Source organism: Gracilibacillus salinarum, from assembly GCF_022919575.1.
In the GTDB taxonomy this organism is placed as follows: domain Bacteria; phylum Bacillota; class Bacilli; order Bacillales; family Amphibacillaceae; genus Gracilibacillus; species Gracilibacillus salinarum.
This window is the reverse complement of record NZ_CP095071.1, coordinates 2188410-2200362: the sequence shown is the minus strand read 5'-3', so window position 1 is coordinate 2200362 and position 11953 is coordinate 2188410. Positions and strand designations below refer to the sequence as shown.

The 11953-nt window shown below is 38.9% G+C and carries 8 protein-coding genes and 1 riboswitch; of the genes, 2 read left to right on the top strand and 6 right to left on the bottom strand.

Annotated elements, in window-relative coordinates; genetic code table 11:
• Positions 1-4: 4 nt before the first annotated feature.
• Positions 5-1840: a bifunctional homocysteine S-methyltransferase/methylenetetrahydrofolate reductase gene (locus MUN87_RS10205; protein ID WP_244747662.1), complete on the bottom strand. Its 1836-nt coding sequence runs from the start codon at positions 1838-1840 to the stop codon at positions 5-7.
• Positions 1841-1911: 71 nt separating this feature from the next.
• Positions 1912-2015, bottom strand: a riboswitch (SAM riboswitch).
• A gap of 169 nt (positions 2016-2184) precedes the next feature.
• Between MUN87_RS10205 and MUN87_RS10200 the strand changes: the two genes are divergently transcribed.
• Entirely contained in the window at positions 2185-2748 is a 564-nt protein-coding gene (locus MUN87_RS10200; RefSeq protein ID WP_244747661.1) for a nitroreductase family protein, read from the top strand.
• Between the two features lie 846 nt (positions 2749-3594).
• Here MUN87_RS10200 and istB read toward each other — a convergent pair.
• The 5 genes from istB to sppA all read right to left on the bottom strand — a co-directional run bounded on the left by istB (position 3595) and on the right by sppA (position 9851).
• Entirely contained in the window at positions 3595-4362 is a 768-nt protein-coding gene (gene istB, locus MUN87_RS10195; protein ID WP_244742257.1) for an IS21-like element helper ATPase IstB, read from the bottom strand.
• Complete coding sequence (istA, locus tag MUN87_RS10190; protein ID WP_439649668.1) at positions 4355-5899, bottom strand: IS21 family transposase; 1545 nt, start codon at positions 5897-5899, stop codon at positions 4355-4357. Before istA ends, istB begins: the two co-directional genes overlap by 8 nt.
• A gap of 579 nt (positions 5900-6478) precedes the next feature.
• The gene (locus tag MUN87_RS10185) at positions 6479-8059 is read right to left on the bottom strand and encodes an IS3 family transposase (RefSeq protein ID WP_244744742.1); all 1581 of its coding nucleotides are present in this window, start codon (positions 8057-8059) and stop codon (positions 6479-6481) included.
• 316 nt (positions 8060-8375) lie between these two features.
• Entirely contained in the window at positions 8376-8840 is a 465-nt protein-coding gene (locus tag MUN87_RS10180) for an RDD family protein (protein ID WP_244747660.1), read from the bottom strand.
• Positions 8841-8852: 12 nt separating this feature from the next.
• Positions 8853-9851, bottom strand: a complete 999-nt coding sequence (gene sppA, locus MUN87_RS10175; protein ID WP_244747659.1) for a signal peptide peptidase SppA — start codon at positions 9849-9851, stop codon at positions 8853-8855.
• Between the two features lie 403 nt (positions 9852-10254).
• Here sppA and MUN87_RS10170 point away from each other — a divergent pair, with 403 nt between their 5' ends.
• On the top strand, positions 10255-11802 hold the full coding sequence (locus MUN87_RS10170; RefSeq protein WP_244747658.1) for a bifunctional metallophosphatase/5'-nucleotidase: 1548 nt from the start codon (positions 10255-10257) through the stop codon (positions 11800-11802).
• The last annotated feature ends 151 nt before the right edge of the window (positions 11803-11953 follow it).

Genomic DNA, 11953 nt, shown 5'->3' with positions numbered 1-11953 from the left:
CGATTTATATTTTCGTTACAGCTTTGGTTTGCTGGTGTACATATTCTGTTAATTCGGCTGTCGCCGGATAGTGCATAAATGGTGTAATAATATAGATGCCGTGAAAGTATTGAACGGCTGTATCAATTAATTCTTTCGCAATATTGATTCCTTCTCTGCGGCTGTCCTCTTTGTTCTGATGCTGCTGCATGCGTGATCGAACTTCGTCTGACAGCTTCATGCCTGGTACTTCATTATGTAGAAATTCTGCGTTGCGATGAGAGGTGAGTGGCATGATGCCAATAAATATCGGTTTGTCAATGTGTTTCGTTAACCGGTGTAATTGAATGATTTGTTCATGATTAAAAATCGGTTGAGTGAGAAAATAATCAGCGCCATGCTTGATTTTTTTCTCCATCCGTTTTACTGCTTTTTCAAGGTTGGCAACGTTCGGATTAAAAGCTGCTGCCACTTGAAAATTGGTTTTGGTTTTCAATGAGCTGCCAGAGAAAGATAATCCTTGATTACATTGTTTGATCAATCTGGTTAATTCAAAAGACGTTACATCAAATACAGAGGACGCGCCTGGGAACCCGCCAATGCGTGTCGGATCGCCAGTGATGGCAAGAATTTCATCGAATCCTAATGTGTGCATGCCTAATAAGTGTGATTGCAATCCAATTAAATTGCGATCGCGGCAAGTTAAATGAATCAGCGGTTTTACCTTACATCCAAGCTCTTTCATTTTGACTGCCATGGCGACATTACTGATTCTTGGTGTAGCTAACGAATTGTCTGCTAATGTAATGGCATCCACACCGGCTTTTTCCAAGGCAAAGACACCTTCGATGAAGTCATTCGTATCTAAATGTTTTGGTGCGTCCAGTTCGACTATTACTGTATGATCCTGCCTGGCTTTATCGGCCAAAGTAGCATGTTGTGGCGGTGTTGCTTGTTGTTCAGGTGTGAACGTAATGGTTTTGACTTCTTTTTCTTTTAATGGTGTTAAATCTTTAACACCATCTTTAAAAGCACGGATATGCTCAGGTGTCGTACCACAACAGCCACCGAGTAACCGGACACCTTGATCACGGAAGTCTTTGGCACACTGTTCAAAATATTGGGTGCGTTCGCTATACACCAATTTCCCGTTTTCATAGGCGGGCAGGCTGGCATTCGGATAAGCAGCCAGGTATGCTTTTTCTAATAAAGGCACAGATTCCAATGCTTTAAGCATGTAATATGGCCCAAGGTGACAATTGACACCAACGACATCAGCCCCTGAATCTTCCAATTTAGCTAATGCATAGGGAAGGCTGATACCATTTTCCAAAACGCCCGGTTCATGCATGGAGACGTTAGTAATGATTGGTATATTCGTCTCTGCACGGGCAATTTGTAATGCTTCCTGGATCTCTTCGAAGTCATAATAGGTTTCAAGTAGAATCCCATCAACACCTTCGAGTAAAAGGGTGAAGAGCTGTTCCTTGAAACTGCGGACAATTTCTTTCCGCGAAGCTACTAACTTTTGTACACCTCGTATACCACCCATTGTACCGAGTACGGCCGCCTTATCGCCTGCTGCACTTTTGGCGATTTTGACCGCTTTGGAATTAATATGATGGACACGATCTTCCAATCCGAAGCGTGTCAGTTTAATATAATTGGCACCATACGTATTGGTTTGAATCACTTCGGAACCGGCATCAAGATAGGATTGATGCACACGTAAGATGTCATCTGGATGACTTAAGTTGTACGATTCAAAGCATCGATCAACACCATGAGCATAGAGCAGGGTGCCGATCGCGCCATCTGCCACAACCAAACGATCTCTTAAACTAGTAAGAATGTCTGGCAAGGAGAATCACCTCTTTTCTGCAAAATAAAAAATCCCCGTCTACTTAAAGACGGAGATAGATTGGTAAATGTCTCTCATCTTCAAGCTTTGCGCTTGCTGGAATTAGCACCTTGTCATTAATATGACGGTTGCTGAGGTATCGTCAGGCCAGTCCCTCCACCTCTCTGGATAAGAAAGTATGTAATTGTTAGTAACTTTTGTAAGTATATTACATTAAAAACAATTCAATTACAAGTATTTTTTGGAAAAAGTTTCAGAAAATTTAGTTTGCTTGACAGTATACACAGCTGTGATAAGATTAAAATAGTTGAAAATGATTATCATTAACAGAGGGGAGAGCCTTCATGAGTTTACAACAGTTAATTAAAGAACGCCGCTCAATCGGCTCGTATTTAGATAAGGAAGTGTCGATAGAACAAATAGAAGAAATGTTGGAGACGGCTGTTTGGGTACCCAATCATAAAATGACAGAACCTTGGCGTTTTGTATTTCTGCAAGAGGAAACAAAACAAAAATTAGCCGAAATTAATCGGGAAGTGGCAAAAGCAAAAAGCCATAATGCTTCAGAAGAAGATCTGAAAGTGATAGGTGATAATGCATATCAAAAGGTGATGAATGTACCTTTTATTTTCTTTGTCATTAATACATTACACAAACAGGAAAAACTTCAAGAAGAAGACTATGCATCCTCAAGCTGTTTACTGCAAAACTTCAGTCTATTAGCCTGGGAGCAGGGCTTAAGCGTATTTTGGAAGTCTGGTAAATTGGCATTCTGTGAGGAGACAGCAGCATTAATCGGTTTGCAGGACAATGAACGTGTGGTAGGACAAATTCATGTCGGTTACCCATCCAAATCCCAAACACCAGTACCAAGAACACCAGCCAAAAACCGCATCACGATTTTATAATACAACAGGAGGGAAGTTTCCCTGTTGTATTTTTTTATGTGTCAGGAAAGTATAAATTTTAGGCTATATGATGTTTCGCTGACAGAATCGGCCACGTCCGGCTCCAGCGCCCAGAGACTAGGCGACTTCGCGAAATCGCCCTACGATAAGTCATCATCGATTCGCAAGTTCACCGTGATTCCTTTATCTCAGTTGATTCGCTCCACTCGCTACGTCTCTAAACGGGCGCTTGCGCCTTTGTTCTGTGGCAGGAAAATTTTAGCGATAAAGAAGCGCGATGTAATGAAAGTCTTGAATGTAGCAAGTATAGGAAAAACTACGGTACTTGCTGATAAGAATGAAAAATAGATAATTCCTCTCAGTAGCGAGATAAGAAAGGAGCCAAAAGTAGTGAGAGGTAGTGCGAGATTTGTACCGTTTATTGAGAAAGGGACCAAAAGTAGTGAGAGGTAGTGCGAGATTTGTATCGTTTATCGAGAAAGGGATCAAAAGTGGTGTGAGGTAGTGCGAGATTTGTATCGTTTATTTAGAAAGGAACCAAAAGTGGTGAGGAGCAGTGCGAGATTTGTATCGTTTATCGAGAAAGGAACCAAAAGTGGTAAGCAGCGTAACAAGATTTGTAGTGTTTAAAAAGAAAGAAGACAAATGATGGTGTTTCCCAGGTGTTTGTTATTTATTTTAAGCAAAGAAAGTATATAAGTACAGTCGTAGAAGTAATCATGCTGAATAGGAGATAGGTAACTATAATATGGATTATGTCAACTAAGGCTGTATGGAAAACGGTCATTTTGAAATATTTTATCTACGTTGTGTATTTCGCAAGTGAAAAGTGAGCCAAATCGCAATTTAAATTTGAGCCACTTCCTCAGCACTTGTTTTTAGCCAATCCTCCGTTTCTTTCATTCTGAAAGAAGGCCCATTCATGTTTAACACATGTGATTTGTGTGTTAAACGGTCTGTTAATGCGGCAGTAAGTACTGGATCGTGGAAAATCTCCTGCCATTTTAGAAATGACAGGTTGCTTGTAATAATGGTTGATTTCCTTCCTGCTCTTAACGATAGGTGAGAAAATAATAATTCTGCACCTTCTTTGTCAAATGAGATATAACCTAATTCATCGAGAACAACCAAATCATATTTTTCAAATTTCAATTCAAATGATCGCAGTGTTCTCTCCGAACGATGTTCCTTAAGCTGGTTAATTAACGAGGGTACCGTCGCAAAAAACACTCTATATCCAGCTAAGCATGCTTCCATACCTAATCCTATGGCAATATGTGACTTACCTGTACCTGGTGATCCTGTAAGAATGACATTTTGTCCTTCCGTAATAAAATCCAAAGTTTTTAGAAACGGTAATTTTTGTTTTGCTTGACTTGGCAATGCCTCTACGATTAATTCTTCTAATAGCTTTTTCTGCGGGAAATTAGCTGCACGGATTCTGTTTTGCTTTGCGCGTACTAACCGATCACTTTTCTCCTGTAAAAGAACTTGCAATAAAACTTCATAGGCTTGTTTTGGATTTTGAAAATCTGTTTCCTCCTGTACCATTTTCCGAATGCTTGGTAAACGTAATTCTTTACATATCTCTACAATTTGCTGCTTTTTATCCATATTTAGTTACTCCTTCATCTATTTGCTTAAACATATTGGCATAGGCTCTCATATTGTTTTCTGATTGATACATCGTTTCATCAGGGTTATATACTTGGACTCCTTCAGGAGTAGATTGTTCACAAATGAATAAAATTCTTTCCGTATTTACATATCCTGTTCGTATAGAATTTAATTCTTCCACCGCCTTTAAGACCCTGTCTAAGTTGTTATTTTCTTTAATATAGAGGAGTAACTCTATGAATTCTTTTTCTTTTCCGATATAATGATGGTTGTATATATTTTTTATTTGTGTTGGTGCCTGCTTAAAGCTTTGACTTTGAGTGATGGCACCTTTTTTCTTTTGAAATGTTTTTAAATAATGGTAGATATTCATCTCCCATTGATGTAACCCCCAATTTCGTGGATGTTCTGCCACTAGCTCTCCTTCTACAAATAATTTGATTTCCTCTGCTCCTACCTTTGCTTTAAGGTATTTTCCTACATGTCCTTCTGGAACAGAATAATGATTTTGTTTAATAACTACTGTACTATACTTATCCACTCGACATTCAACCAGATCAGCAACGTCAAATGGGGTAATCACTGCGAGTTTTGATACAGACTTTTCCTTTTCCATTAAAATCACGTGCTTTTCTTTATGTTCATGATGATGTCGCCCATTTATTCTTTGTAATGATCTAGAAAGATGGTCTTCAGCCTCTCTTAAACTCGTAAAAGAGTATTTCGATGAAAAGGCTTTTCGCCTTATAAACTCTACACTTCGCTCCACGTGTCCCTTCTGGTTACCTTTTCTTGGTTCACAGAGACGAATTTTAAATTGATAATAGTTAGATAGATGAATCATGCTATCCGTAATGGCCCTCTCTGTTCCAATAAATGATTTCACAACGGTTCGCATATTGTCATAGGTAAATACCGAAGGTATAAAACCAACATGATCGATAAATTTCGTATGAACATCTAACACGCAAACTTGTGACTCAGATTGATATAGCCTCGCAAATCGATAATTACTATGTGCTAACGTAAACACTGCAAGTGAAAAACTTCTAATCTTCCCATCTATCTCTAGCTTTACTTCCCCCCAGTCAAATTCAACTTCATATCCTGGTTCACAATACCGTCTGATGAAAACTTCCTTTGTTTTTGCTGCTTCCTCATTAACAAAGTTCCTAACAGTTGTATAACTAATGGGATACCCAGCATCTATTAGGCTCTCGTGCATATCTATTATTTTCATTTGCTGTTTATTCATATAGTGATTTCTTTTCCACTCATTATCCTTTATGTAGCCTCTAAGAATATTTTTAATTTCCTCTGTTAATACTCTCTTTTTACCCGTTCTCTTTTTATAAGCAGGGGGCTTTACAATATCTTCTGTAATCGGTAGATTACGAACATCATTCTTCCTACTTTTCTCAAATTCTTTTATATACTTACTGACAGTATTCCTTGCCTTCTTTGTTTCCTTAGCAATCTTTCTCTCACTCATTCCCTCCAAATATAATTGTATGATGGTCTGTTTCTCGCTCAACATAATCACTCCTGATGCTTCCCCCTAATATGTCATTAGGGTTATTTTCTATCAAAGTGGCTCAGTTTTCAATTGCTATAGTGGCTCACTTTTAAGTTACCATATACATACGTTGCAAAGCTCCGGAAATAGGCTCCGCGTCCTGTAAGCACGGCTTCAGCTAGGATACTACTTGAACAGCATCTTTGCTTTGCTGCCTTGTGCCGAGGAAGCTCACCTCGAAGTAACACTGGCAGACACAGGCACAGATAAATGGATCTTCAGCTCGCGCTGATTATACGGGAGTCTCCGCCTATTTCCTACGCTTTAGGGAAGTGCTACAACGGATGAAACAGCAAAAAGCAGTGGTTCTAGACATTTTTCAATAGCAATTATATATGCATACGATCACTATTCTATCTCTTACAAAAGTTGTAGAGTCCACATCTTAGCGGAGGCCAACCACGGAGACTCCCGCGGGATTGTGCAGGCGCTGAAGATCCACTTTGAGAAGCGGTCTTCTTCACAAAGTTAGCTTCAGCCGTGCCCCGCAGGACGTGGACCTCCCCCTGTCAAGTAAACAACTAAAATAATAAAAGACTAAGCTACTGTATTTTCAAAACATTCCATCGGGGTATAACCATTTAATGTTAGTTGTAAACGTTCATAATTGTAAAAGTGAATATACTCCATAATGGCTTGTACTAATTGAGAAAAGGTTTGATATTCTTGTTGATGTAGATAATATTTTTCGCATTTTAATGAACTCCAAAAGCCCTCCATCGGTCCATTATCAATACATTTCCCTGGACGCGACATACTATGTTGTAGTCCTGCATTCTCCACGATTCGTTTAAATCCATACGAGGTATATTGTACGCCTCGATCCGTGTGAATGAGAGGGTGCTCGCCGTCTGATAACTCGTTTAAAGCCTCAATCAACGTATCAAATACCAATTCATTGTTATTCGCTCTTCTTATCTTAAATGCCACAATTCGGTTTTCGTTTAAATCTAATATGGCGCTTAAATAAGCTTTGTTCCCTTTTCCGTACTTAAATTCTGTCACATCTGTTAACCATTTCTCATTCGGCTTATCTGCGTGAAACTCGCGATTTAAGATATTCGCTGCTGTGTGCTCAGGTCTTGATGGTATATAGGATCTGGTTTTTCGTCGTATAACTGCTTTTATCCCTTCAATATCCATTAATCGATAGATACGCTTGTGATTGATCGGATGCTCAAATTTTCTTTTTAACTCGCTAGTCATTCGCAGATAACCAATTGCTTGATCCCATTCATCGTACAACTTACGTATCTCTTGTAACAATTCTCGATTAAACTGATCTTCCTCTGTATCTTCTCGGATTAGCCACCTGTGATAGGCACCACGATTAACCCCTGCCACCTCACACAATAGACAAATCGAAAAGGCCGTTTCTTTTTGTAGTTGTTGAATCACCTGATAGAGATGCTCATGACGTACTCTAGTTATCGTCGTGACCACCTCCTCTCCTAGCTCGTCCCACTTTTTTAAGAAAGCCACCTCTGCACGCAATCTTTCATTTTCCTTATCTTTTTCTCGATTTTCACGCTTTAGTTTCTCCTCTTTCGTTAAATCAGCCCATGATTTTGGTTTTCCACGTCGATCCTGAAGTCCATCCCAGCCTTTAGCTTCAAATTTCCGTATCCATTGATATACCTGTTGATAAGAAACACCATACATGTCAGCGGTGTATTGGTAATCCTTATCATGATATAACGCAAATTTCACGATTTCAATGCGTTCTGTCATCGCTGTTGGTCGTCTTTTAACCGTCATAGAGAATCCCCTTTCTTCAGCACGTGCTTGTCTCTCCCTATACCGATTATACTTTTTCAACCAATTCCTTAAAACCGATGCATCTGATATATCATGCATTTCTGTCACTTCTCGAACTGAATAGTTCCCAGATAAATAATCTCGGATGGCTTTACGTTTCCGTTCCTTCGAATAATATTGAATCTCGCCTTGTTTATTTAAACCTTGTTTTCCTTCTTTTTCTACGATTTTGGCCCATTTCTTAACGGTAGAATGATGCACACCGTATTTTTTCGTCATCTTCTCCAACACACGGCCTTCATTTTTATATTCTTGAACCACTTTCCATTTGAATTCTGTTGAATAATATGGACGTCCCACAATTTGTTTCCTCCCTTTAACAGTTTATTTTTTTTATTTAAGCTGTCTACCCTAAAGGGAGGTTATCAACGCGGAGTGGTTGGCCGGAGCGGCATCATACCACACATAATATTTCAAAATAACCACTAAGCTGTTAGTTGACATAATCCACATTATAGGAAGTCGTTCATTAATGAAGTCAATTAGGACCGGGCGCGTTGGGCTTTTCAGATCTTATATACCTAATCCGTTGCATAAAAAATCCGAATATAACACGGATTTTACTGAATGCTTCTCGTGTTATATTCGGCATACTTTATATAAATATCTAACTTTTCTATCTGTCCAGTACAACTCTCGTGTTGCCAATCATATCATGAATACCTTGTTTCTGATTGGTAAAGGCGACAAAGGCATAAAGCAAAATCGTTATCGGAAACACACGATGAAGAAATCTTCCAATTACTTCACGAAAGATCAGATCGCTCCAGCTCAGTGGCCCATGGTCTTCCCGAATCACTCTCAAACCAAATATCACCTTGCCTAACGTTTGATTGAAAAACTTTGTCGTCAATAGGAAGTACAGATAAAAAACGATCGAGCTGATGATACTTGTAATCGTCCAGAAACCTATTTCCAGATCAAAACCATTGTCCACAAACTTAAACGGAATAAGCAAGATGCCGTTAATGCTGAAGACAATAATTAAATCAACCAGATAAGCCCATAAACGCATCCAAAAACCTGCATATCTATGATGAATGGTTGTTTCAGATGCATATTCTATTTGATTTTCAGTCATAGCGACACCTCCTTATCTCGAATATAGGTACATAGCTCGTGGTGCATTTTCTTGACGTAGCAACTCGGTAATACCTGATAACTGTGACTCTGAACCAAGCATGCTTTGAACTGTACCGCCAAGCAATTGGTTAAAAGGCATACCCTGATTATATTCAATGACCTGTGCATTACCTAACTCGTAATCTTCTTCCATCATTGCGATCGTATCATCTAACGTTCCAATCTCATCAACCAGACCTGCTTCCTGCGCCTGTGATCCGGTATATACTCTGCCATCACCAAGTTCACGAACTCGATCTTCAGTTAAACCTCTGCCATCGACGATCACTTGAACGAAATCGTCATACATATCATCAATCATCGTTTGCAGGATCTCGCGTTCTTCATCTGTCATATCACGATAAGATGATAATATATCCTTATGTTTACCGCTTTTAATCGTATTAAAATCAATTCCCAGCTGATCCGCTAATTCTGATAAATTAATACTTTCCATGATTACGCCGATTGATCCTGTTAATGTCGCTTTATGGGCAACAATTTTATCCGATGGAGCGGAGATATAATATCCGCCGGAAGCTGCTGTGTTCCCCATCGACACATAGACGGGCTTTTCGTATTCCTCTTTAATTTCTACAATTTTGTCATGGATTTCTGCACTTTCTACGACACCACCTCCAGGGGTGTTCACTTGTAATACGATGCCTTTAACGCTCTCATCTTCTCCTGCTTTTTCAAGCTTTTTTAAGAAACGACTATGGTTATAAGAAGTCGTATTGATTAATGTACTAGGTGTTGTATCCTGAATCACTCCATTTACATGTAGGACAGCTATTTTATTCATATTAGAACCTTGTTCCACTACTTTCTCAGCCATCCCATCCTCTTCTGGTATGCTGAACATGTTCTCAAAGTCTGCCGTAAGCATACTGGACAAAAATTGAAAGCCAATCGAAGCAAAAAATAACCCAGCTGCCACTAAAAGTGCAATCCAGCGTTTCTTGTTCATACGTTTCATCTCCTTCTTTTTATTATGTAAAAGGGAAAAATAAAAAGAGCCCTTCATTCTGCTCTCTCATCTATACGTTCTAATAAGCTATATGTTTCAACTTTTTTATCCTGAGAAAATGACACTTGATTCGTTATAAATCATAACAATCTATGCGATTATATTAGGCACTCTGATTATAATAGAAAAAGAGCCGATGATAGGACATCACCGGCCAAAAGAAAAAGGGGCTATCATTTTGTGAGAAAGCAATCTTTGCAGCATTGCTCAATTTGGAACATCTTTAATATATCAAATGAATGAAAAGGGCGTGTTAAATCTAAGTAAAGATCATGTAAAGTTTTTCCTGTTCTACTATTTTCTCGTTATAATAATGATAGTTAATTTGTTAGGAGGACTGGTGATGAAGCGTTTTTCGATATGTATAACAAGTGATGTGCATGGCTATATTATGCCAAATAATTATCGCAACCAAGAGGAGGAAGCGATGGGATTGGCTAAGGCAGCCTCCATTATTAGTGAGATACGAAAGAAGCATCGTATGATATTAATTGACAATGGTGATTTTATTCAAGGAAGTCCTTTCACCTATTACTTCGCAAAAAAAGTGTCCCGTAAGCCAAGCCCGATGATTAAATCTGCCAATCTATTAGGGTATGATGCAGCCATTATTGGTAATCATGAATTTAATTATGGTATGTCCTATTTAAATAATACGATAGATGCTTCTGATTTTCCGTGGCTCTCAGCTAATATCGTCCATCATGATACAGGTGAACCGGTATTTGGCCAACCTTACATTATCAAAGAGATTGATCATGTGCGCGTAGCTATTCTTGGTACTACCACACACTATATACCTAATTGGGAGGATCCGAAAACAATAGAAGGTTTGTCTTTCGAAGATGCATGTCAATCTATTAAAAAATGGGTTGACTTTATTAAAGTAACAGAAGCACCTGATGTCATGGTCGTTTGTTACCATGGCGGCTTCGAACGTGATCCTTCCTCAGGTGAGCCGACGGAAGCGTCCACAGGGGAAAATCAAGGCTATCAAATTTGTGAAACGGTCGATGGGATCGATATATTGATTACAGGACATCAACATCGTTACATAGCCGAGGTGATCAAAGGAGTAACAGTTATTCAGCCTGGCAGTAATGGACAGGCTCTTGGTGAGATTGTTGTGAGCTATAATGAGGCGGAAGTTGCTTCAATAAGTACAGCGATTCATTATGTAGGAGAACAAACAACTGTTGATACACAGATAACAGACGGAATAGCGGAGGAAGAAAAAGAAGTGCAAGCATTTCTGGATCAGACCATTGCAACGACAGCTGGTGCTATGGAAATTCAAGATCCCTTGTCCGTTAGAATGCAGGGACACCCTTTTATTAACTATATCAATGCACTGCAAATGAAAGTGTCTGATGCGCCTATTTCCTGTACGGCGTTATTCCATGATCAATCTCCAGGATTTCCAAAGCAGATCACGATGCGGGATATTGTCGCCAACTATATTTATCCGAACACATTGAAAGTTCTGCGTGTTACCGGTAATGACATTAAAGCAGCTTTAGAGAAATCGGCTACTTTTTTTACGGTAGATAATGGACAAATTAATATCAATCCTGATTTTATCCATCCGAAACCTCAACCATACAATTATGATATGTGGCAAGGAATTGACTATCAAATCAAAGTCTCTAATCCAATCGGTGATAGAGTTATCAAGCTTAGCTTCCAAGGTGAGCCGATCGAGCCTGAACAATATTATCAAGTGGTGATGAATAATTACCGTGCCAGTGGCGGTGGAGACTATCATATGTTCAAACAAAAAGAAGTGATAAAAGATATTCCTGTTGACATGACGGAATTGATTACAGATGATCTGTTAAAACAGGGCGTAATCCATCCAGATTTGACTAGACATTTTGAAATTCTGAGATAATAGTAGAATCAAATATTGGTAATTAAATAGAGAAATATTACGAAATGATGTATAAAATCTATCATTGTTGCCCCATAATGACAAATGTGACAAGCTACTGTAACGTCGTAATTTTTGTTACAGACTCTTAAAATCGCTGTAACCACAACGG

What these genes read in the sequence shown, in the direction of transcription:
- MUN87_RS10200 (WP_244747661.1), top strand. Translation starts at nt 2,185, where the DNA reads ATGAGTTTACAACAGTTAATTAAAGAACGCCGCTCAATCGGCTCGTAT.
- istB (WP_244742257.1), bottom strand. Translation starts at nt 4,362, where the DNA reads ATGGATAAAAAGCAGCAAATTGTAGAGATATGTAAAGAATTACGTTTA.
- MUN87_RS10180 (WP_244747660.1), bottom strand. Translation starts at nt 8,840, where the DNA reads ATGACTGAAAATCAAATAGAATATGCATCTGAAACAACCATTCATCAT.
- sppA (WP_244747659.1), bottom strand. Translation starts at nt 9,851, where the DNA reads ATGAACAAGAAACGCTGGATTGCACTTTTAGTGGCAGCTGGGTTATTT.
- MUN87_RS10170 (WP_244747658.1), top strand. Translation starts at nt 10,255, where the DNA reads ATGAAGCGTTTTTCGATATGTATAACAAGTGATGTGCATGGCTATATT.